The sequence below is a fragment of the Sphaerisporangium rubeum genome, assembly GCF_014207705.1.
Classification (GTDB): domain Bacteria; phylum Actinomycetota; class Actinomycetes; order Streptosporangiales; family Streptosporangiaceae; genus Sphaerisporangium; species Sphaerisporangium rubeum.
Window position 1 is genome coordinate 5,232,133 of sequence record NZ_JACHIU010000001.1, and the last position, 22,810, is coordinate 5,254,942.

Genomic DNA, 22,810 nt, shown 5'->3' on the forward strand with positions numbered 1-22,810 from the left:
CGGCGTACGGACATGACGGCGACACGGGGAATCCGCGACGTCCACGGATGGACGTGACGGTGACGCGGAGGGCCCGCGGCTGCGACGGGTGGATGTGACGGTGACACAGGGGCTGCGGCTGCGACGGGTGGACGTGACGGTGACACAGGGGACCTGCGGCTGCGACGGGTGGACGTGACGGTGACACAGGGGACCTGCGGCTGCGACGGGTGGACGTGACGGTGACACAGGGGACCTGCGGCTGCGACGGGTGGATGTGACGGTGACACAAAGCGGGACAGGGCCGGTCGATCCGAACACCACCGGTGGCGGCGGTCAGCCGACCATCGCGACCGGCGCGGGGACCACGAGCGACGTGACGCCGGCGTGGGGGGAGAGCCTGCCGGGCTGGGCCGACATGCTGATCTCGCTGATCGTCTCGGGGCAGAGCTGGCCGGAGGCGAGCGAGAGCGGTCTCTGGGACCTCGCCAAGGCGCACCAGGCCCTCGGCAACGACCTGTGCACGGCCACCGGGCCGGTCGTCGACGCGTGCGTGGCCGTGCTGAAAGGATGGGACGTCCCCGCGTCACCGGAGTTCCTCGCCGAAGCGCGGCGGCTGCTCGAGTCCGAAGGCTCCAGCGTGCCGGCGATCGGGCTGCGCAACCTCGCCTACGCGCAGCAGGCCAACGCGTTCGCGCAGGAGACGCAGTACTCCAAGATCTCGATCAACGTGGCGTTCTGGGTGGCGGTGAGCGCGGCGGCCATCGCGCTCGCGGCGGCGTTCTTCACCGCGGGGGCCAGCACCTCGGCGCTCGGCCCCATCGCCGCGACCGCGCGCACCGTCATCGGCCGCATCCTGCAACGGCTCGCCATGGTCGCCGGTCGCGGCGCCGCCACACGCCTCGTCGCGACGACCGCCGGACGGGCCACCCTCGGCCGCACGGTGCTCGCCAACCACTTCGTACGAGAGGTCATCGAGGAGGTCGGCGAAGAGGTCTTCATCGACGCCTACACCCAGCGCGAGCAGATGCGCCTCGGCACCCGCACCGGCTGGGACTGGCGCAAGACCACCGCCGCCGGCATCGGCGCCGCCGGCGGCGCCGTCATCGGCGTGAAGCTCGCCTCCCCTCTGTCCCGCGCCACCGGCCGCGTCCCCGGCCTGCGCGCGCTCGGCGCCGCCGGCGGCACCGCACCCGGCGTCGGCAACGCGTTCGCGCGTTTCCCCGGCCGCGCCGTCCAGACCGGCCTGAACAACATGGCCGCCTCCCCCGGCGGCAGCTTCCTCGCCAACGGCCTCGTCTACGGCCAGTGGTCCCTCCCCACCGGCGAATCCCTCCTCGGCGCCGCACTCGGAGGCGCCGGCCGCACCAACACCATCAGCCCCTTCAACCCCGACGTGGCCACGGCTGCCCTCCACCCTCTCACCGCTCTGAACAACGCCACCGCCACCGCCGCCAACGCCGACTCCTACCACTCCCCTCCCCCCACCCAGGCACAAGCCCCCGACCCCACATCAAGCACCCCCACGACCGACCCCACCACCCAAGCGGCCCCTCCCCCCGCCGCGAACAGCACCGCCGGCGGACCCAACACCACCGGTGGCGGCACGGGTGGTGGCGGCGGCAACAGTGGCGGCGGCACGGGCAACAGCACCGGCAATGGCGGTGGCAATGGCACGAACGGCGGCACAGGCAACGGGAACGGCCACCCCACCGGTCCGATCAACAACCCCTCCGCCAGCGGACCTCCCCCCGCGGCCCCCGTCCCCGGCAACACCCCCAGCGGCACATCAACGGCAGGCAACCCGACCGGCTCCACCACCGGCACTCCCCCAGGCCAGCCAGGAGGCACCGGAACCGGCGACACCCCCACAAGCACCGCACCACCCGGCAGCACGCCGACAAGCACTCCTCCCACGGGAACCACACCAACCGGCACCACCCCGACCGGCACCACCCCGACCGGCACCACTCCGACCGGCACCACTCCGACGGGAAGTACGCCTCCAGGCACCACACCGCCGACCGGCCCGCCGAGCGGTGGAGCGCCTTCCGGAGGTGCTCCTTCCGGCAGTTCCGCCACCGGTGGTGTTCCTTCCGGGAACCCCGCCGCCGCGGGTTCTCCCGCTGGCAGTGGCCCGGTCGGCGGTGTGCCGGCCGGCGGTGTGCCGGCCGGCGCGGCTCCGGACGGTACCGCGGGGTCGTCCGGCGCGGTGTCCAGTGGCGGCACCGCGGCGGGACCCACCTCGTCCACCCCACCGGGGGCCGCCACCCCACCCACACCCTCAGGTGCCGCACCGGCCACACCGCCAGGAGCCGCTTCCCCCGCACCGGCAGGACCCCCGGCCGTCTCCGGCCCCGCGATAGGCGTTCCCATCTCACCCGGCACCCCTCCCGGTACCGCTCCGGTGAGCCCCGCGGCGCAGGCGAGCGGCACAGGTCAGGCTCAGACCGGCACCCCCGGGCCGTCGACGGCACCGGACGGGAACGCGCCGGACGGGAACGCGCCGGACGGGAACCGGGTAGCCGGCGAGGACAGGGCTCTGGTCGCCAGAGGTGGGGCCGTGGTGGATCCGCGGGTCGTGCGGGTCGTGGACGGCGTGGTCAGCGAGGTCCTGCCTGTGGTGGCGCCGGGTGCGCTGCCGCTTCGGGACGGGACGGTGCGGGTCCGGGCCGAGGGCAGGACGACGCGGGTACCGGCGGACGCGGTGGACCGGGTGCGCAGGCGACTGGCGTCACGGGTCGAGGACGGCGTCCCGCGGGACCGGGTGCGTGCCGAGGCCGCCGCCTGGCTCGGTGCGGCCGTCGCCAGAGCCGAGCACCGGCCCCCCATGGAGGGAGCACTCAACGCTCTCGGCGACTTCACCCTCGCGTTCCCCGACACCGGTGCCTTGGCCGTCGTCGTCGCACAGGACGTCGTCGGCCACCGCTGGGACCGCCTGGCCACGTACGACCTGACCGACCCGGCCCGCCTCCTGACCTCCCGGTCCGCTCCCTCCCCCACCCCGCCTCCCTCCGGCACCGACGCGCTCCTCCTCGGCCCTCTCGACCGAGCACGCCAGGAGATCATCCAGCGGATCGCCGCTCTGACAAGCTCCTCTCGACCGCAGACCCCACCCCCACAAGCTCGACCGCAGACCCCACCCCCACAAGGTGGAACACGACCCGACCAGAGAGCGGCACAGCCGGACCAGGGAGCGGCACAGCCGGACCAGGGAGCGGCACAGCCGGACCAGGGAGCGGCACAGCCGGACCAGGCAGCCACGCGACCCGGCCAAGGTGGCTCACGACCCGGCCAGAGCGCCGCACACGCCGGCCAGAGCGCGGCGCGACCCGGCCACGGTGAGACGGCGGCGCCTGTTCACGAGGGTGTGCGAGCCGACCAGGGTGGCATCCGGTCCGATCAAGGGATGGTGCGGCGGTTCCTGGGTGCGGTGAATCCGCTCGGGCCGGCTCTTGGGGCTTTCGACGCGTACGTCGAGATGCGGTACGCCGAGTACCGGCGTCTGGCGGCGGCCTGGGACGCGGCGGACGCCGAGGGGCGGGTGCGGCGCCAAGGTGAGATGGAACGCTTGGCACGCGTGCTGGAGGACGACGGCCAGGTGGCGCCGGTGCCTCCGTGGGCCGCCGGCGGGGTGCGTACCACCACACCCGCCTCCGTCCCCGTACCGGCCTCCACCCCGGACCCGGCCCGGAGTGTTCCCGCCGACCCGGACGCGCGACGCGTCGACGAGGTCGTGGCGCGGATCGGCCGGGTGCGGGAGACGCTGGCGGCGGCCGAGCGCGGCCTCCAGGAGCGGTCGGGGATCAACCGCGAACGGGCCGCCGAGGCCCGGACGGAGGCGGACAAGGCGAAGAAGCTCGCCAGGGGGGCCGCCAAGGCGCAGGACATGGGCCACGGGGAGCGCCGGCGGCGGCACCGGGCCGACCGTGCGCTCCAGCGGCTGACGGCCGACCGGTTCGAGCGCATCGCCAAGGCGTACCGCGTCGCCGCCGGCCGCGCCGCCGAACTGGAACACGCCTACGCCGACCTCGCCGCACTCCTCGGCACGGCCACACCTCCCACCGGCGGCACGACCGTGGCGGCGGCGCTTCAGGCCGTGGAGGAAGCGGCCGGACGGTACCGGGAGGCGGTGGCGCGGGTGCGGCCGCTGGTGGAGGTGCTGCCTGCGGGGGTTCCGCATGGGGTGCTGCCGCACATGGGGGGGTTGACGCGGGAGGTCAACGCGCTGCTGGAACGGGAAGGGGTGGCGCATCGGTTCACGGCCGAGGACCTGATGTGGGAGTTGCGTGCGGAGTTCCGGCGGATGGTCACCTCGGACGGCGCGGTGCTGCGTGCGGGGGACGCGGAGGTCAGGGTGCGGCTTCGCGCGGGTGAGGCGGTCGAGGTGGCGGAGCCGGGGATGACGGCTTCGGAGATGATGGTGGGGCGGTTGCCGCAAGGCGGGGGGTGGGTGGCGGCCACGACGGCGCGGTTCCTCGGGGCGGCGTTCAAGGTGGACCCGGTGGCGCTGGCGCGGCTGGTGCCGCAGGTCGATCCGGCGTGGGCCCAGGTGCGGCTGCTCGCCAAGTACGCGGTGCTGAACGGCCGGTGGAACCGGGGCCATCTGACGCGGACGTCGGGTGGCGCGGCGGAGTTCGTGCTGCCGGGACAGGTCACCGACAACCGTGGCGACGCGACGATGTACCGGATGCGGGTGGCCTACGACGTGGACCTGCGCGTCCCGGGACGCCGCGACCCCGGCCGCTGGACACCGGCCTTGCGGGTCGCTGAGAGTCTGCCGGGGGACAAGGCCGAGTTGGATCTGTGGATTTCGCATGCTCATACGGAGCCACCTGCCGGGAAACAGTTCCGGTTGACGCGTGCGGAGCCGGGGGCACGGTTTCCTCGCCATGCGGTGGTGGCCATGGACGGGCTGGCGGCGCTCGCGGACGAGACGGTGGCGGCGATCGGCCGGGGAGGTGGGGGCCGGCCGCAGGTCACCTTGGGGCCGGAGGCCAGGGCCCAGGTGCGCATGGTGATCACTGAGGATCTTCCCGGGAGGCTGAACGAGGCGGTCGAGGGCCGGCACGGGCTGCAGCGGGTGATCAGTGACAACGGCCGGCCGGTCGGGTATCTGCGGGTGCGTACCACGGTGCGGTCGGTGCCGGTGCTGGTGGGGAACGCCAGTACCAAGCAGCACCAGGAGTGGCTCGGGGTCGGGTTCTCCGGCGCGAACGGGTCGGCGACGGCGACCCGGTCCTCGGGGGTCGCGGTCACCGCGGGGGTCAGGGATCCCTCGGACGCCGAGCCGGGGGTGAAGGGGATCGCGTCGTTGAAGGCGCGGGTGTTCGCGACCGTGCAGCGGTCGGTGTCGCGTTCGGACGGCCTCAGTTCGGGGGGCATGGCGATCCTGCCGATGGTGCGCCGGTGGATGGGCCACAGCAACACGCATGTGCTGACTCTCGCGCACGAGGTGACGTTCCTGGCGCTCGATCACGGCGAGCCGCATCTGCCGGTGCGCGGCGGCGGCACGGCACTGGTGCAGAGCCCGGAGCCGGACGCGGCCCGGTACGGCTGGCCGGTGGACGCGCGGGCCCCGCGCACCGCGAACGGCGTCCCGGTGCGGAACCCGGACGGCACGCTGGTGCTGCGGGACGACCCGGCGGACGGCACGCCGCCGGGCCGTCGCCGCGAGCTGCCGCAGTGGCTGCGGCCCGGTGCGGGAGCACCGCGCGGCGCGGGGCCGGTGACGGTGGACCTGGATCCGGCGGAGGTGGAGCGGCGTCAGGCGCAGGCCGAGGAGCGGCTGCGCCGCATGGGGCTGCTGCCGGAGCTGCGGCCGGACGGCATGCCGAAGCTGTCGCGCGTGCCGGCGCTGCGGGAGGCGCAGCTCACCAACATGCGGGAGGTCGCCGAGCAGTTGTCGCCGAACGCGCTGCGCACGCGGATCGACCAGGCGGCTCAGGACGGCGTGTTCTTCGATCTGGTGCGGGTGCGGCCCGGACTGTCCATGGAGCACGTCACGGTGCGCGTGCGGCTGACCGCCACGCCGGACGCGGGGTACGTCGGCGTGACCACGGCGGAGCCCCATGTCTCGCTGAACATCGGATCGAGCTCCGCGTCCCGTTCCCGCGACCGGTCGCGCGGCTACTCCGCCGGCGCCGGCGTCGCGGCGGGTCCCCCGCCGGGTACGACGGGGAGGGTGTGGACGGGGGCCGAGGCGAGCGTCCAGGGGAACTGGGGCCGCGGCGCGGGCTGGTCGGCGTCCAACACGCTCAACTCGGTGACCCTGATCGAGAGCTCCGGCCAGACGGCGGTGTTCGCCACCGGCTATGACCTGGCGATCGACGTCGTCCGCCGCGACGGCCGCACCGAGCCGCTGCTCACCCCCGGCGCGGCCCCCGTGCCGGCCCGCCTGCTGGTGCCGGCCGACCTGCTGCCGCGCCGCGCCGCGGATCCGGCGCCGGACACGCAGCCGACGACCATGGACATGCTGCGCCGCGCCACGCTGCTGCACCTGGACGCACCCGGCCTGCTGCCGGCCGTGATGAGCGTGCTTCCGTCGAGCGTGCGGGCCGACGCGGCGGCGTTCCACCATGTCGCGGCCTTCGCCAACGTGCGCAACCTGATCGCCAACCCCGCCGGGTTGTCCTCGGGGTACCGCACCGAGGTCGTGGTCCGTCCGAGGGCCGCCGGTCAGACGAGAGCGACGCTGACCATGGAGGTGGCGATCGGGGAGTCGACGTTCGCCGGGGACGGCGACCTGGTGACCGGCGAGATCATCTTGGCGCTCGGCGGCAGTTCGGCCACGCTGAGCGCGCAGCGCGGCGCCGGCGGCAACGCGTCCACGGGTCTCGGCACGCGGCAGGCGGACGGCTCAGGCGGCGGTCTCGGCGTGAACGGCGGGGTGTCGGGGGGACGGTCGCACGCGGTCACGCACGCCACGACGTCCGGCAGGGAACAGCTGACCGTCGAGACGGGCCGCAAGAACCACTACCTGATGACCGCCGAGATCAAGGTCACCGGCCACGAGGCCGGTTCGTCCCGGCCGCGGAAGCAGACGGTGTCCGCCACGGTGCTCTACGCGCTGCCGGAACGCGACGCGCTGCTGCTGTACGGGGAGAGCCAGATGTCGTTGCCGCTGCACCAGGTGGCGGACGCGGTGCAGCGCTACCTGAACGGCGACCTGCGGCTGGACCCCGCGATGGCCGTGCGGGTGGCGCGCAGGTACGTCGCGGAGCGAGAGGCGGCGCTGACGGCGGGGACGCCGGTCGGGCCGCTGGTGGCCCGGCACACCCCAGAGACGCTGTTCACGACGATGGCGGACCGGATCGACCCGCCGTCGGCGCGCAGCAAGGACCTGGCCGACCTGCTGACACGGCGGAGGCCGCGGACCGAGGTGACGCTGCCGGCGCACTTCAGGGACTCGATGGCGCTGACGACGTTCGAGACGGTGGACCTGGCTGGGCCGGACGGGACGCCGATGGAGCCGTTCGACGCCGTGATGAGGGCCGTCGCGGCGGTGGCGCCTGAGGCGGCGGGTACCGACCCGGTGCTGTGGCGTGCCATGTTCGGCGACCTGGCCGGTGAGAACTGGTGGGGGAAGATCGACGACATGGCGGCGTCCCACGGCTTCGAGTGGGCCCTGCCGGTGCGGGTGGGGCCGCACCGCACCGACCAGGTACGGATCACCGTGCGGGTCGGCATGGGTGAGGGTGCGGTGATGCTCGAAGGCAAGAACGACGAGGTCGTGCACATCTCGCAGCAGTACGCCTACCGTCTGCGCGGCCGGTCGGCGTCGTCGAGCCGGTCCGGCGGCTTCGGGGTGTCGGGTGACGCCTCAGGCGGCGGTCACGGCGGGAACTTCGGGGCCGGCACCGACCGGGGTCTCACGCGGTCGGCGTCCGGCACCGAGCAGCGCACCCTGTTGCAGCGCGCCGCGTCTTTCGACGGCGCCGACCGGATCAGCCACGACGTGACCGTGGAGATCGAGGTGTCCCGCGAGCCCTTGCCGCCGAGCCGTCCCCCGGGCCGGCTGACCCGTCCCCTGCACGCCGCCACGGCCATGGTCACCAAGGCGCTCGACGGGGGGAGCCGGCGGCTGCGTTCGCTGCCGCCACCGGTCCCCGCGGCCGGCGGGCCGGTGCGGATCACGCTGACGGGACGCGCGGTGCGACTGGTGCCGGACGGACTCACCGCTCCGGCGCGGCGGGCCCAGGGTGAGCCGTCCCGGTTCCCCGACCCACGCCAGGCGCCGCTGCCGGAGACGTACTTCACCGAGACGACACGCGCCGAGTCCCTGATCGACGCCGTGCGTGAACGGCTCGCGGGACGCGACCTGCTCGGTCCGCAAGGGGTGCGCGAGCACTGGGTGACGGTGGGGCAGGAGCTCGCGCCGATGGCCCGCACGGCGAACTTCCGCCTGATGACCGACCCCGACGGCCACCACGTGCTGCGCCTGCCGGTGCCGGGTTCGTACGGCGAGGTGGTGGACGTGTGGGTGCGCGCGCGGCCGTCGGAGCCGCGCCTGGTCGTCGGGCCGCGCGCCGGGGTGGAACTCGGCCGGGTCGACCGGCAGGAGCGCAGGTACGAGTCGGCGGTGGAGCGCGGCCGCATGCTTCCCCTCGGCGTCAACGGAGGGCTCGGCCAGGACGCCTCGGGTACGGCCGAGAGCGTCTCGGCGGGTGAGCAGTCCGGGGACCGCGCGTCGTCGAGCGGAGGCAACCGCAACGAGACGAGCCTGTTCCTCAAGGGGTCCACCGTCACGGCGGCGTTCCGGGTGGACTTCGACGTGGCCTTCGAACGCCGCACCGTGCGCGGGGACGGCACGGAACGGCCCGGCCGCCGCGCGACGCTGCCGGCGCCGGTGACCGGCACGGCGCACCTCATGATGCCGGCGGCCGAGTACGAGCACATGTTGCGTCATCTGGAGTCGGCTCCGGCCCCTTCCTCCGGCTGGGACCTCGGCGAGGACCGTCCCGCGCGCCGCCTCCCGTGGCGCCGCGCCGCCGCCGGCACGCCGCACGTCCTGGACGAGGTCCTGGAGGCCGCGGGCCGCACGCTCGGACCAGACGCCGCGGCCGGCATGGAGGAGGTGTTCCGCGCGGTCGCCGACGAGGTGCGGCGGCGCGCGGCGGGACGCGGACCGGTGTCACGGATCGTCTCGTCCGGCGCGGCGGACATGGTGTCCCTGGTCACCTCGTCCACCGCCGCGGACCTGCCGCTGGCGCTGACGTGGGCCAGGGTGCTGGCGCGTGAGCTGCGCGCGCCGGTGCGGATCACCGTGGACGAGCGCGGCCAGGTGCGCGGCTACGTCGCCGCACCGGACGGCGGACTGACCGCCGAGGACCCGGACGGCGGGTTCGCCGCGGCGTTCGCCACCCTTCCTCCCGAGGTGTGGGCCACGGCCAGGGCCGCGGACCTGGACCTGCGTGAACTGTTCAACCGCACAGCGTCCGACCAGCACGGCTTCGCCGACCGGGTGCGCGCGGAACTGACCGCCAGCGGTGTGCCGGTCCCCCGCGTGCCTGACCCGATGTTCCCGACCGTGCTGTGGGGGCCGGGGCCCGGCCAGATCACCGGTTCCACTCTCGGTGGTGTCGGCACCACGGCCCCGGGGGATCCCGGTTCCGGTTTCGTGAAGAGCCGGCCGCCGGAGGCGGGCCCGGTCACCGAGGCGGAGATGCGTGCCGCGTGGGCCGAGGTGCGGCCGTCGGACATCGCCGGCGGGTACGCGGGTTCGTCCTTCCCGGACGGGGACCCGCTGCTGCGCGTCGACGTGCGCGGCCTGCCACGGCAGCACTACCGGCCCGTGGTCGGGGAACTCCCCGGCGACCTGATGGCGAGGACCGAACGCGCCTCAGGCACCGAGGCCGACCCGCACGTGCTGACCGTCGACCCCCGTGTCCCCGCCGACCATGTCACCCGCGCGATGCTCCACGAGGTCGGCCACTCCATCCGCGCGCTGAACGCCTCCGCGCCGGAGGCGCCGCAGCGGAACGCCTCCGGCACACAGGCGGCGCCGGAGGGCACCGGTCCCCGCCAGGGGGTGATCCGGCCGTCGCTGACGACCGGCGCGCCGGAGGCGGCCGAGGACGCCTGCGTGGCGGCACGGACGGACGAGTACCGGTACCTGTCGCGCCGGTGGACCGAGGCCGCGCCGGACGCGCGGCCGGAACTGCGGCGGCAACTGGAAGGGCTGGCCCGCGTCATCACCGCGCGCGGCCACGTCCCGCCGCCACCGCCGTGGGCCGCGCCGGACCCCGGGGAGTCCAGGGCCGACTTCTGGAACCGCATGCGCAAGCTCGCGAACACCACCGGGTGGGACCCTCCGGACGAGGAGGACTGCGCGTGCCCGCAGGACGGCCCGTGCCGGTGCGGACGCCGGCCGGCGCAGGCCCCCGCACCGGCACGGGCCGGCGGACGGGAGGAGGCGTGACGGTGTTCCCTGTGGCGCGCACCAGGGACGAGGCGCATCTGTACCTGGACCTGCACCCCTGCGCGGCGTGCGGATCGGTGGACGTCACCTGGCAGGACGCGCTCGTGACGTCCGGCGGGTCGGCCGCCACCCGGTACTCGGGGATCTGTCCGGGGTGCGGCGCGGCCCGCGAGTACGTGTTCGCGTCGCCGCGCAGAGAGGTCGTCGCGGCCGGTTTCCCGGTGTTCGGCGGCCCGGAGCCGTCGCGGCTGCTGGACGCCGGCGAGTGGCTGTGGGTGGCGGACCTGACGGCGGGGAACGTCCCGGCCGGGGACCCGGTGGCGGCGCGGCGGGCCCTGGCCGTCGCCGCGGCGGCGGTCGAGGAGGTCGTGAAGTTCATCCCGCCGGGGGCCGACCGGGTGCCTGACGAGGCGTTCTGGTCCGACCGGGGCCGCAGGGTGCGCGCGGCGGAACCCGGCCGGTTCCAGGTGGACCGCCTGCTGGTCGTCCGCGACACCTACCGCGAACTCGGGTCACGGGGCTGACCGCCGCCGCACCCGGATAAGGTCGGCAACGACGCCGCGCCGGGCCGGTGCGGCGGCCGGGACGCGAAAGGAGCGCCGCGTTGACGTTGCCTCTGGCCAGAACACTCGTGGAGGCCTACCTGTACATCGAGGTGACCGCGGTGGCCCTGCGAGCGGCGGAAGGCGGCGAGCAGAGCGGGGACGGCGGGGACGGCGATGGCGCGGCCACGTTCAAGGACTACGAGGCCTGCACCACCCTGGCCGAGAGCCGTGAGGCGTGGACGGTGCGGTTCGACGGCCACAAGATGGGCCTGCCGCTGCGCCTCGTCGTCGTGGTGCCGTACCGCACGGAGTTCGCCGCGCGCCGTGAAGGCGTCCGGTTCGGCCACGGCCCCTCCGAGGTGATCGACGCCGGCCAGTGGCGGGTGATCAGCGGCGGCTACGCGCGCCAGGCGCTCCGCGAGGACCTGCTGTTCGCCAAGGACCCCACCGACGCGGCCCGCTACCAGGGTGTCGTCCAGGGCTGGGAGTCCGCGAGGGACGCCGCCGCCGAGGTGGCCAAGTTCCTCCCCGAGGAAGGCGACGAGATCCCCGGCGAGGCGTTCTGGACCGACATGGGCCGCGCGGCGCGCCGCGACGACCCCGAGTGGTTCACCCGCGAGGGTGTCGCCGAGGCCGTGGCGTTCTTCCAGGAGGCCCTGGACGACTTCGTCGCCGCGCACCCCGGCCACCGCGCCTGACGCTCACCGCTCCGCCGGGGTCTCCGGCCGCCGCGCCTGACGCTCATCGCTCAACGGGGGTCTCCGGCGGCAGGAAGGCGGTCTGCACGAGCCGCGAGCCGTACCGGCGGTCCACGTAGTAGGCGCGGCCCGGTGGCAGCGCGTGCGGCCGGACACCGAACAGGACACCTTCGTCGCGGTCCCCCGAGAGGATGACGGCGGGGCTCGCCATGTCCTTCAGGCGCTGCATGACCGGGTCGAACATGCCGCGGCCCGCGCCACCCATCGCGCGGGACAGCACCAGGTGCATGCCGATGTCACGGGCCTGCGGCAGCAGGTCGAGCAGCGGCGCCAGCGGGTTGGCGCCGGTGGCGACCAGGTCGTAGTCGTCGACCACGAAGTACAGGTCGGCGCCTTTCCACCAGGACCGCGACCGTAGCTGGTCGGGGGTCAGGTCGGCCGGTGGCAGCCGTTCCACCAGGGCCTGCCTGGCCTCGGCGACCATCTCGGCGGCGGTGGTGCTCGAGGCGGCGTACCCGATGCGGTGCTCGGTGTAGGCCGCGTCGAGCAGGGACCGGCGGTAGTCGATGACGACGAGCCTGGCCTGCGCGGGTGCGTGCCGCGCGACGACGCCTTCCGCGACCAGCCGCAGCAGGTTCGACTTGCCGCTCTCGGTGTCCCCGATGACGGTGAGATGGGGGTCGGTGCCGAAGTCGGCGAACACCGGCGACAAGGTGGCCTCGTCGATGCCGAGCGGGATGCGCGGCCCCGTCTGCTCGGGTCCCGGCAGCGCGTCCGCCGGCAGGACGGCGGGAAGCAGCCGTACGCGTGGGGCCGGTGTGCCGTGCCACGCCTCGCGTACGCCGTCCACCAGGGCCCGCACGCCGACGGTGAGGTCGTCGGCCTGCCGCACGCCGTCGATGCGGGGCAGCGCGCCGAGGAAATGGTGGCCGTCCCTGGTGAGTCCCCGGCCCGGCACGCCTTCGGGGACCCCGAGCGCGGCCTTGCGGTTCACCTCGGACTCGTACACGTCGCCGAGCCGCAGTTCCAGCCGGGACCCGAACAGGTCGCGGATGCCGGGCCGGAACTCCGACCACTTGTTGGTCGCCGCCACCACGTGGACGCCGTACCCGAGGCCCCTGGCCGCGAGGTCGGTGATGACCGGCTCAAGGGAGTCGAACTCCTGCCGCACGGTGAGCCATCCGTCCACGACGAGGAACACGTCGCCGTACCCGTCCCCCGGCAGTGTGCCGTCGGCGACCTGACGCCGGTAGGCGGCGAACGAGTCCACACCGTGCTCGGCGAACTGCTGTTCCCGCCGCCGCAGCAGCCCGGTGACCTCGGCGACGGTGCGGCGCACCCGGTCGGCGTCCAGGCGGTTGGCGACCCCGCCGACGTGCGGCAGGCCCTCCAGCGACGCGAGCGTGCCGCCGCCGAAGTCCAGGCAGTAGAACTGCGCCTCCTGCGGGGTGTGGGTGAGCGCGAGCCCGGTGACGAGGGTGCGCAGCAGGGTGCTCTTGCCGCTCTGCGGCGCGCCGGCGACCGCGAGGTGACCCGCCGCGCCGGACAGGTCGACGCCGAGCGGGTCGCGCCGCTGCTCGAACGGCCGGTCCACGACGCCGAGCACCGCGCGCAGCTTGCCGCGTCCGGCCCAGCCGGCCGTGGTGAGGCCGTACTCGGGGGTGATGCTGAGCGGCGGAAGCAGGTGGCTCAGGGTCAGCGGCTCGGCCAGCGGCGGCAGCCAGATGCGGTGCGCCGGCGGGCCGTACCCGGCGAACTGCCGCACCATGACGTCGAGCAGGCTGTCCCGGCCGGCCGGGACGGCCGCGGGTTCCGGCTCGGCCGGGCCAGGCGTGACCGGCACAGGCACATAGGCGGGGCCGAACGGCACGACCTGCCGCCGTTCCGGCGTGGTGCGGCGTTCCCTGCGGGACTCCGGAGCGAACGGCCCGGAGACGTAGGCGGCCTTGAAGCGCGTCATGCCGCTGGTGTCGAACTTCAGGTACCCGTTGCCTGGCGCGGACGGCAGTTCGTAGGCGTCGGCGGCGCCGAGCACGACCCGGCTCTCCATCGCCGAGAACGTGCGCAGGCCGACGCGGTACGACAGGTGCGTGTCCAGGCCGCGCAGCCGTCCCTCCTCCAGGCGCTGCGAGGCGAGCAGCAGGTGGACGCCGAGGGACCGGCCGAGGCGGCCGATCATGACGAACAGGTCGATGAACTCGGGTTTGGCCGACAGCAGCTCGCTGAACTCGTCGAGCACCACGAACAGCGTCGGCAGCGGCCGCAGGTCGGCCCCCTGTTCCCTGGCGCGTTCGTAGTCGCGCAGCGAGGCGTGGTTGCCGGACGCGCGCAGCAGTTCCTGCCTGCGGACCATCTCGCCGTGCAGCGCGTCGTACATGCGGTCCACCAGGGGAAGCTCGTCCTCCAGGTTGGTGATCACCGCGGAGACGTGCGGCAGCGACTCAAGACCGAGGAACGTGGCGCCGCCCTTGAAGTCGACGAGCACGAAGTTGAGCGTCTCGGACGAGTGCGTGGTGGCGAGACCCAGCACCAGTGTGCGCAGCAGTTCGCTCTTGCCGGACCCGGTGGCGCCGATGATCAGCCCGTGCGGCCCCATGCCGCCCTGCGCCGACTCCTTGATGTCCAGCTCCACGACCCGGCCGTCGGCGCCGAGCCCGATGGGGACGCGCAGCCGGTTGCGCGGCGCGCGGGGCCGCCACAACGCGGGGACGTCGAGACGGCGCGGGTCCGGCACGCCGAGCAGGTCGGTCAGGGTCATGTCGGTGGCGAGCACGTCCTGGCCCTCGCCGCCTTTGGCCGGGGACGCGCGCAGTGGCGCGAGCTGGCGGGCCAGGCCGTCGGCCAGCAGGTACGACGCGCGGTCGGGCCGGCCGAGGCCGGTGACGATCTCCTTGCCGGCGTGGTCGAGCTGTACGCGGCTGAACCGGTCCGGCAGCACCTCCAGCCGCAGGGTGAGCGCCTCCTCGGCGGGGGACGCCGAGCCGCTGAGGTCGATGAGCGTGACCCCCTGGATGGCGTCGGCGCCGAGCGGCGAGTCCTGCGGGACGTACCCGCCGTCGAGGATCACCACGTGGTACGGCAGCGACTCAGGGGAGGGGCCGGGCCGGAACCGGCCGCGGTCCTTCAGCTCGGCGCCGAGCAGGCGGTCGAGGTCACGCAGGTCGTCGGCCATGAGCCGCACGGGACCGGCGGCGTCGCTCTCCTCCGGGTGCAGCGCGTGCGGCAGCCATTTCACCCAGTCCCACTGGGACATCCACTCCTTGCCGGCGCACACGGCGACGCGCATGTCCTCGGGAGAGTGGAAGGCCGCGATCTGGCAGATCAGCGCACGGGTGAGGTCGCGCACGGCCGCCGGGTCGCCGGTCGGCACGATGCGCGCGAACGAGTGGAGCGCCAGGGCGATCGGCAGGTCCGCCACGGTGGAGTGGGTGCGCACGAAGCGGCGCAGCGCGCCGGCGGACATGGCGTCGAGGTCCTCGACCGGCTTGGACTCCGGCGGGACGAGCTGGACGGCGAGCGCCTGCGTCCCCGTGCCGGCCCGTACGGTCGCGAAGTCGCCGTCCCTCGGCCGCCGTTCCCACAGCCGCGGACCCATGACGACGGCCCACAGCGCCTCGGGGTCGGGGCCGTTCCAGGTCAGCGCCTCACGTTGCTGCCGCGCGGCTCTGCGCACCTTCTTGCGGGTCTGGGACAGGTAGCGGAAGTAGTCGCGGCGCAGCCCGTTGAGCCGCGACTTGCGTTCCCCCGCGGCCCGTCCCATCTGGCTGAGGCTCATGCCGACCATGGACAGCGCGAACATGCCTCCGGCGACGTACATGATGGGGCTTCCCGCGCCGCCGCCGGTGAACATCAGCGCCATCGCCGCGCCGCCGGCGGCCATCGGCATGAAGGTCAGCACCTGCGTGAAGCCCGCCGACGTGGTCTCGGGGATCTCCGGCGGGGACTCCAGCACGATCTCCCCTCGCGGCGGCGCCGGCGGTGGCCTGCGTTCCCCGCGCCGCACCACGACGATCCCCACGCCACTCCCCTCCTCGCCGGCCCGACCCGTTCACCGTAGCGAAAGCCACACCCCCATCTCCGGATAAAACTCACATGCCTCTCGAATCCCCTACCTGATCCGCCTTCACCGGCATCACACCAGAAACCCCCTTATGTCCCGGCACCCCGCACCAACCGGCCGCTACGGTATTCCGCGTGACCCAACTGGAGCCGTCCGGACCCGCGACCAACCCCGCGATACCGGCCGCCGCCGGCCCGCCGGTCGTCCAGCCGCCTCCCGCGCAGGGAGGCGGGACGCCGGTGGCGGTGCTCCGCGGGCCGGGGACCGGGGTCGCGCTGACGCGGGTGACGGTCGTCACGCCGCGCAAGAGAGTCGACCTGGCCGTGCCGTCCGACCTGCCGCTGGCCCACGTGCTGCCGGGGATGCTCGGGGCCGCCGGGGAGACGGGGGACGACCCGGCGTACGTGTCCAGCGGGTGGGTGCTGCAACGGGTCGGCGGACGGCCGCTGGACGTGGACTCCGGCCTCGGCTCGCTCGGGGTGCGCGACGGCGAGGTGCTGTACCTCGTGCCGCGCGCGTCGGAACTGCCTGAGGCGGTGTTCGACGACGTGGCCGACACCATCGCGACCGCCGTCAAGGAACGGGCCGGCCGCTGGCGTGAACGGCACACCCGGGCCACCGGGCTCGGCGCGGCGATCGCGTTCCTGCTGGCCGGAGCGCTCGCGCTGACCGTGGCGGGGCCGCCGTGGCAGCCGGCCGCGATCGTCTGCGGGGTGGCCGCGCTGCTGCTGACCGGCGGCGCGGCGGCGCTGTCCCGTGCTTTCGGCGACGCGGGGGCCGGGGCCGCCATCGGGTACACCGCGCTGCCGTACGCCTTCCTCGCCGGCATGTTCGCGCCGGCCCGCGACGTCGGCCTGCTGTGGTTCGGCGCGCCGAGTGTGCTCGCCGGGTTCGCCATGACGGCGCTCGCCGCCACCGTCGCCGGGTGGGCCGTCGCCGAGGGCCTGCCGGGCTACTTCGGTGTCGTCGTCGCCTCGCTCGCAGGTGCGGCGGGCTCGGCCGCGGTGATGGTCTGGGACGTCCCGGTTCCCGGCGCCGCGGCGGCCGTCGCCACCGTCGTGCTCGCCTGCACGCCGCTGATCCCGGCGTTGTCGTTCCGGCTGGCCCGCCTGCCGCTTCCCGCCGCGCCGGCGAACGCCGAGGAACTGCGCGCCGACACCGGTGAGCTCGACGGCCCCGACGTCAAACGGCGCGCGGTCGAGGCCGAGCGCTTCGCCACGGGCCTCACCGCCGGTGTGGCACTGGTCGCCTTCGCCGGCGAGGTGCTGCTGCTCGGCGCGGACGGCTGGGCCGCGCGCGCCACGCACGTGGTGCTCGCGCTGGCGCTGCTGGTGCGGGCCCGGGTCTTCCTCGGCGTCGGCCAGCGGCTGTGGCTGATCGCGGCGGGGACGGCGGGGCTGGTGCTCTTCCTCGTCGCCGTGGGGCTCACCGGCCAGAAAGCGGCCCTGCTGATCGCTCCCGCGCTACTGGTGGCCGGCGCGGTGGCGACCGGCGCCGGCCTGTTCCTGTCCACCGAGCGGCCGACGCCGTTCTGGGGCCGCGCCGGCGACGTACTGGAGTTCGTGCTGGTCATGGCGCTGTTCCCGCTGACGCTCGCCGTACTGGACGTCTACTCCTGGGTACGCGGCCTGGCCGGCTGACGACGGGTGTCGATCGGTGACAGCCAGGTCGGTTGATCACGGTTCATAGGGATTTGGGGCCTCTGCGGGGTAAAGTGCCTGCGAGGCGACGGAGGTTGGTTCGCGTGATGGACTTCGGTGACTTCGCCCACATCGACGCCGAGAAACTGCTGCGCGGCACGCAGGAACAGTTCGCGCGACTGGAGGAGGTCCAGCGGCGCACCGGCGCGCTGACCGGTGTCGCGAGCGACGGAAACGCGCTGGTCACCGCCGAGTACACCCAGGAAGGGCTGCGCGACCTGCGGCTCGACCCCGCGGCCATGCGCCTGTCCGCCGAGGACCTCGCCGACCTGATCAAGCAGGTCATCGCCGCGTCCGCCGACGACCTGCGCGAGAGAGCCGTGGCCCTGATGAGCGAGGTACTCGGCTCACCGGCCGAACCGGCGCCGCACACCACCCCCCTCGGCCAGACCACCGTCCGCACCTACGAAGAGGCGATGGCCCGCCTCGACACCCTCCGCCGCCGCCTGGACCCGTGACCGGGTCCGGCGACACGGCCCTTGGCGGCCACCGGAGCGTGGGTCACCGCCGGTCTCGGTGATCCCCGGGTTCCGGCACGTCCGGCGGTGGCACCGGGGGCCGGGACGGGTCCGGCGGGCCGGGGATGTCGGGCCGCGGCACCGGCGGCCGCTCCGGGTCAGGCGGGCCCGGGACGCCGGGTGACGGCACCGGCGGCGTGGACGGATCAGGCGGGCCAGGCACCGGTGGCCGCGGGCCGGGGTTCCACGGCAGGTCGGGATTCGGTCCCGGAGGCGCGCTCGGGAACCCGGGCAGGTCGGGGTCCGGCACCGGGGGTGCGGCGGGGCCGGGACGGCCCGGCAGATCCGGGTCGGGGACCGGTGGCGGGACCGGGTCCGGCCGGCCGGGCAGGTCCGGGTTCGGGACCGGCGGGACGTCCGGGTCCGGCTGACCGGGGAGGTCCGGGTTCGGTATCGGGGGCACGGTCATGCCGTGCGGGCTCGGCAGGGGTGCCGCAGGTGCGGCGAGGTCGTGATGCGGCGCCGCTCCGGCTTCTCGTACGTTCATCGTCCGCCTCCGTCCGTGTCCGGGGCCCACCTCACACTACCCACCGGGGAAGCGTTCACTGATCCGGTGATCCCGGCGTCGCCGGCGAGACGTCCCTTCTATGCTGTCGGCACGCGCCACAGGGGGCGCGCGGCGTCGCGAGAGGTGGTGGCATGCAGACCCGCCGTGATCTGTACCAGGCGCACCGCCTGATGACGCAGCGCCTCGGCATGGCGCTGCTGCAAGGTGAGCCCGACGTCCCCGAGTCGCCGATGCGGCGGCACAACGTGGCGATGTTCTGCGGCGTGCTCGTGGCGGTCCTCGTCACGGCCGCGTTCGGCGTCTGGGGGCTGCTGCGGCCCGGCGGCGCGACCGCGCTCACCGAGCCCGGCACGCTCATCGTCGAGGAGGGCACCGGCGCCACGTACGTCTACAGCAAGGCCGAGGAGCGGCTGATACCGGTCGCCAACTACACCTCGGCCCGCCTGCTGCTCGGCACCGCCACCGTGACCGTGCGCACCGTGTCACCGGCCTCGCTCGCGGGTTTCTCCCGCGGCACGCTGGTCGGCATCGCCGGGGCCCCGGAGTCGCTGCCGGCGCCGGACCGGCTGGTGCGGGGTCCCTGGTCGGCGTGCGTGGCGGAGACCACCGGGTCCGGCGGCGCGCGGCGGCCGTACGTCACGCTGGTCGGCGGCATGGCGGTCGGCGGCCGGCCCTTCGGGAACGGCGCCATGGTCGCCGACGACGGCCAGCAGTCGTGGGTGATCCTGGCCGACCGCCGCATGCGGATCGGCGACGCCGGGGTGCGCGCGCTGACGGCGAGCCGGCCGCGCCAGGTGCCGGCGTCGTGGCTCAACGCGCTGCCGATCGGCCCGGACTTCACGGGCCCCCGTGTCGCCGGCCGCGGCAAGCGCATGCGCGGTCCCGACGGCCTGCCGTCCGCGGTGGGCCGTGTCTACACGGTGCCGGCGGTGACCGGCGGGGACGCCAGGTGGTACGTCCTGCTGCGCGACGGTCTCGCGCCGATCTCGCAGACGCAGGCGACGCTGATGCTGCAGGACCCGGCGAGCCAGGCCGCGTACGGACGTGGCCGCATGCGGCCACTTGAGGTGGACGCGGCCCGCGCCAACGCCTTCCCGCAGTCGCGCACGTCGCTCGCCGCCGACGGGCTTCCCGCCACGATGCCGCGGATCGAGACGCCGGACCCCGCCGCGCCGCTGTGCGCGGTGTACGCCGACACCGAGAAGGGCTCCACCCGCGCGAGCCTCACCATCGGCGGACGCCTCGCGATGCCGGCGCCGGCGGCCGCAGGCGCGGATCCCGACCACGTGGACCAGGTGCTGCTGCCGCCGGGTGGCGCGGTGCTCGCCGGGCTGCTGCCGGGTGACGGCCAGGCGCAGGCGGTGCGGGACCACTGGCTGATCACCGACCAGGGCCGGCGGTTCGCGCTCGCCTCGGCCGACGTGCTCGCCATACTCGGGTACGACGCGGCGCACGTGACGCCGGTACCCGCGCACCTTCTGCACCTGATCCCCGAGGGCCCGGCGCTGGACCCGGCGGCGGCGCGGGTGCCGGTGCCGGCCGGGGGGACGCCGTCGGCGCAGGTCCAGTGAGGTGCATGGGATTCGGTGGGCCATAGGGGCCGAGAACTGTTATTGACGTGTAATGTGACGCATGTCCACCATGTGGGGATTGATCCTAGTGTTGCAGTGATCAGGCGGGGGCCGGCGACGTGTTCCTTATGGCGGCCACTGCGAGAACGGCACCGGCCGTACATGGAGGTAACCCATGGCACAGCAACAGACCGCCGCCAATCTCCCTCAGATCGTCGAGGCCGCCAAGCGGACCGAGAACGCGCACGGGCTGATCGGCAGCATCCAGACCCAGCTGCAAGGACACGTGGCGGACCTCCGGGCCGGCTGGGGCGGGCAGTCCGGCATGGCCTTCGAGTCGGTGTACAACTCGTGGAACACCGAGCTCGGCGTCGTGCTGCGTGAGCTCGGCGAACTCGCGCGGAAATTGCACACGGTCGAGGCGAAGTACCGCACCACCGAGGCCGAGCAGGCCGGTGTCGCGACCCGCCTGTCGGCGAACATCAACGCCTGATCGCGACCCACGACCGACGGAGACCATCATGGCGATCAACAACGACGTCGACCGTACGCTCGTCAACTTCGGCAGCATGGCCGCCGGCCGGCAGGACTTCGCGCGCCAGTGGCAGGCCATGGAAGGCACGCTCCAGCAGCTCGAAGGCGAACTCGACCGGCTGCTCGGCGAGTGGGACGGCGAGGCGCGCAACGCCTACTGGGCCGCACGCGCGCAGTGGGACGCCGCGTCCGGCCGCATGGCGGCGCTGCTCAACCAGCTCGGCGCGGTGATCGAGCAGGGACACGAGAACTTCTCGCTCACGGAGAAGGCCAACGTCTCGATGTTCGACGGCCGCTGACAGCGGGCCGTCCCGGCAGGCAGGCCGTCCCGGCGCGCGATGACCGGCGGCCGCGCGAGGGGAACAGTGATGAGCGACAACGGCGGCAGCGCCTTCGCGTACGACGGGTGGCGGCTCGACCCCAAGTGGCCGGGGATCAAGGTCGGCGACGGGGTCGACCTGCACCACCCCTCGGTACGCAACCTGCTGAAGGCCCTGCGTGAGGACGTGGAGCGCCTCAAAGGGGTGGGGGCCGGCACGCCGCAGCACCTGCGCGCGTACGGCAAGGTGACCACATCCCACGTCGGCGAGTGGGACGCGGCGCAGCAACTCGGCGTGGTCTTCGACCAGGGACACACGGCGATCACGACCGGCTACGACAAGCTGGTCGCGCAGTACGAGGCCGCGATCGCCGTGATCGAGGCGGCGTTCCAGAACATCGGTAGGGCCGAGCACGCCAGCGATGTCGGCCTCAAGGACCTGACGTAGCCGAGGTGGGTGGACATGGGCCGGATCAGCGAGATACAGGCCATCAAGGCGGGGACCGCCGCGCCGCACGGAGACCCGAGCACGTACGGCGGCGTCGAGAGCGTGCGCTCGAAGATCGAGAACACCGACCCCGACTGGCTGAGCACGGCGGGGAACGCCTACATCCGCGCGGCCGGCATGCTGGAGGACACCTACCAGTTGCTGGAGTCCGTGGCGGGGACGATGGCGGGCCACTGGCGGGACAAGTCCTCCGGTGAGGCGCAGAAGGCGCTGCAGATGCTGCACGCCACGGCGCGCGAGCTGGCGTACCGGGCCCGCGAGGTGGGTGCCGCGCACAACGACTACGCCGCCGACCTGCGCGAGGCCAAGGCCAACCTGCCGACCAGCGGCTGGTTCACCTGGGACGACGACATCGGCGCCAACTGGAAGACCATCTCGCCGATCACCATCATCGAGGGAGCCATCACCGGCGATACCCAAAGTGACAACGACAAGGCCCGGGAGCACCTGGAGCGCCTCAACCAGCGCATCACCGCCGTCTACCAGACCCTCCCCCAGCAGGTCACGATGGTCCTCCCCGACCCCGGTCCCCCCACCGCTCCCCCACTGACCCAGGCCGGCTACCCAGGCGGCGGTGGCGGCGGCTACGGAGGCGGTGGCGGCGGCTACGGCGGCGGCTCCGGCTTCGGCGGAACAGGCGGCATGCCGAGCTACGGCGGCGTCCGCACCCCGAACACCGACGACCTCTTCCCCGGCGGTGTCCACCCCGGCACCGGCCTCCCCGGCACCGGCGGCCCCGGCGCAGACCTCCCCGGCGCGGGCGGCCCCGGTTCCGGCGGTACCGGCGGCGTCCCCGGCACGGGTCTGCCAGGCGACGGCGACTCCCCCGGCAACGGCCCGGCCGTACCCCCCGGCTCCACCGGCGGCACCGGCCTCAACCCGAACGACCCAAGGGCCACCGGCCTGGCCGGCGCCACCCCTCCACCCGTCCCCCCACCGAACGCCACCACCCTCCCCACCGTCCCGACCTCCCTGACCCCACCGACGACCCTTCCCCCAGGCACCACCCCCCTGGGAACCGGCCCACTCGGCACCACCCCGTTCACCGCGGGCCCCCTGGGCCCAGGCACCGCCTACGGAGGCGCCGCCACCGGAGCGGCAGGCCAGGCGGCCCTCGCCGGCCGCGCCGCCGCCGGCACCCCCCTCGGCGGCATGCCCTTCATGCCCATGGGCGGCACCCCAGGCGAAGGCGACCGGGAACGCGAACGCACGACCTGGCTCACCGAGGACGAGAACGTCTGGGGCGGCGACACGACCGTGGCCCCCCCGGTCATCACCTGAAGCCGGATAAACGCCAAGGGTGCCCGCCTGCGAGTCGCAGGCGGGCACCCTTTGTGGCGTCGGGGCCCCGGCCGGCTCGGCCGGCCGGGGGCCCTGACGTATCCCCCCAGCCCTTACGGCGTGCCGCGAACCCCTCCTCGGCACACCGCCCCCTACCGGCGCCCCGAGC

At 74.2% G+C, this 22,810-nt stretch carries 12 protein-coding genes; 10 read left to right on the forward strand and 2 right to left on the reverse strand.

Annotated features, from left to right (window positions below):
- The first annotated feature begins 262 nt into the window (after nucleotides 1-262).
- The 3 genes from BJ992_RS22330 (at nucleotide 263) to BJ992_RS22340 (ending at nucleotide 11,642) form a co-directional block, all read left to right on the forward strand.
- Nucleotides 263-10,399 (forward strand): WXG100-like domain-containing protein, encoded by a 10,137-nt coding sequence (locus BJ992_RS22330; protein ID WP_184984091.1) that lies wholly within the window; start codon nucleotides 263-265, stop codon nucleotides 10,397-10,399.
- Nucleotides 10,396-10,923, forward strand: coding sequence for a hypothetical protein (locus tag BJ992_RS22335; RefSeq protein ID WP_343072802.1), 528 nt, complete (start codon nucleotides 10,396-10,398; stop codon nucleotides 10,921-10,923). Before BJ992_RS22330 ends, BJ992_RS22335 begins: the two co-directional genes overlap by 4 nt.
- Nucleotides 10,924-11,003: 80 nt before the next feature.
- Complete coding sequence (locus tag BJ992_RS22340) at nucleotides 11,004-11,642, forward strand: hypothetical protein (protein ID WP_184984093.1); 639 nt, start codon at nucleotides 11,004-11,006, stop codon at nucleotides 11,640-11,642.
- A 43-nt stretch (nucleotides 11,643-11,685) separates the two neighbouring features.
- Here BJ992_RS22340 and eccCa read toward each other — a convergent pair whose 3' ends face one another.
- On the reverse strand, nucleotides 11,686-15,660 hold the full coding sequence (eccCa, locus tag BJ992_RS22345) for a type VII secretion protein EccCa (RefSeq protein WP_184984095.1): 3,975 nt from the start codon (nucleotides 15,658-15,660) through the stop codon (nucleotides 11,686-11,688).
- Between the two features lie 176 nt (nucleotides 15,661-15,836).
- On the opposite strand from eccCa, the gene eccD reads away from it, so the two are divergent.
- Together eccD and BJ992_RS22355 are read left to right on the forward strand one after the other, a co-directional pair.
- Nucleotides 15,837-17,342: a type VII secretion integral membrane protein EccD gene (eccD, locus tag BJ992_RS22350; RefSeq protein WP_184984097.1), complete on the forward strand. Its 1,506-nt coding sequence runs from the start codon at nucleotides 15,837-15,839 to the stop codon at nucleotides 17,340-17,342.
- A 107-nt stretch (nucleotides 17,343-17,449) separates the two neighbouring features.
- Nucleotides 17,450-17,860, forward strand: coding sequence for a YbaB/EbfC family nucleoid-associated protein (locus tag BJ992_RS22355; RefSeq protein WP_246497473.1), 411 nt, complete (start codon nucleotides 17,450-17,452; stop codon nucleotides 17,858-17,860).
- A 43-nt stretch (nucleotides 17,861-17,903) separates the two neighbouring features.
- Here the strand turns inward: BJ992_RS22355 and BJ992_RS22360 are convergent, their stop codons facing one another.
- Entirely contained in the window at nucleotides 17,904-18,407 is a 504-nt protein-coding gene (locus BJ992_RS22360) for a hypothetical protein (protein ID WP_184984101.1), read from the reverse strand.
- A gap of 152 nt (nucleotides 18,408-18,559) precedes the next feature.
- Between BJ992_RS22360 and eccB the strand changes: the two genes are divergently transcribed.
- From eccB to BJ992_RS22385, 5 genes are all read left to right on the forward strand, one after another.
- Entirely contained in the window at nucleotides 18,560-19,999 is a 1,440-nt protein-coding gene (gene eccB / locus BJ992_RS22365; protein ID WP_184984103.1) for a type VII secretion protein EccB, read from the forward strand.
- A 175-nt stretch (nucleotides 20,000-20,174) separates the two neighbouring features.
- Complete coding sequence (locus tag BJ992_RS22370; RefSeq protein WP_184984105.1) at nucleotides 20,175-20,492, forward strand: WXG100 family type VII secretion target; 318 nt, start codon at nucleotides 20,175-20,177, stop codon at nucleotides 20,490-20,492.
- Nucleotides 20,493-20,520: 28 nt separating this feature from the next.
- Nucleotides 20,521-20,832: a WXG100 family type VII secretion target gene (locus tag BJ992_RS22375; protein ID WP_184984107.1), complete on the forward strand. Its 312-nt coding sequence runs from the start codon at nucleotides 20,521-20,523 to the stop codon at nucleotides 20,830-20,832.
- Between the two features lie 69 nt (nucleotides 20,833-20,901).
- Nucleotides 20,902-21,300 carry a hypothetical protein gene (locus tag BJ992_RS22380; RefSeq protein WP_184984109.1) on the forward strand — a complete coding sequence of 133 codons (399 nt, stop codon included), beginning with the start codon at nucleotides 20,902-20,904 and terminating at the stop codon, nucleotides 21,298-21,300.
- A gap of 15 nt (nucleotides 21,301-21,315) precedes the next feature.
- Nucleotides 21,316-22,641: a WXG100 family type VII secretion target gene (locus tag BJ992_RS22385; protein WP_184984111.1), complete on the forward strand. Its 1,326-nt coding sequence runs from the start codon at nucleotides 21,316-21,318 to the stop codon at nucleotides 22,639-22,641.
- Nucleotides 22,642-22,810 lie beyond the last annotated feature (169 nt).

Excerpts from the sequence above, each read along its gene's own strand:
- BJ992_RS22380 (WP_184984109.1), top strand. The coding sequence starts at position 20,902 with ATGAGCGACAACGGCGGCAGCGCCTTCGCGTACGACGGGTGGCGGCTC.
- BJ992_RS22355 (WP_246497473.1), top strand. The coding sequence starts at position 17,450 with ATGGACTTCGGTGACTTCGCCCACATCGACGCCGAGAAACTGCTGCGC.
- BJ992_RS22375 (WP_184984107.1), top strand. The coding sequence starts at position 20,521 with ATGGCGATCAACAACGACGTCGACCGTACGCTCGTCAACTTCGGCAGC.
- eccB (WP_184984103.1), top strand. The coding sequence starts at position 18,560 with ATGCAGACCCGCCGTGATCTGTACCAGGCGCACCGCCTGATGACGCAG.
- BJ992_RS22360 (WP_184984101.1), bottom strand. The coding sequence starts at position 18,407 with ATGAACGTACGAGAAGCCGGAGCGGCGCCGCATCACGACCTCGCCGCA.
- BJ992_RS22370 (WP_184984105.1), top strand. The coding sequence starts at position 20,175 with ATGGCACAGCAACAGACCGCCGCCAATCTCCCTCAGATCGTCGAGGCC.
- BJ992_RS22385 (WP_184984111.1), top strand. The coding sequence starts at position 21,316 with ATGGGCCGGATCAGCGAGATACAGGCCATCAAGGCGGGGACCGCCGCG.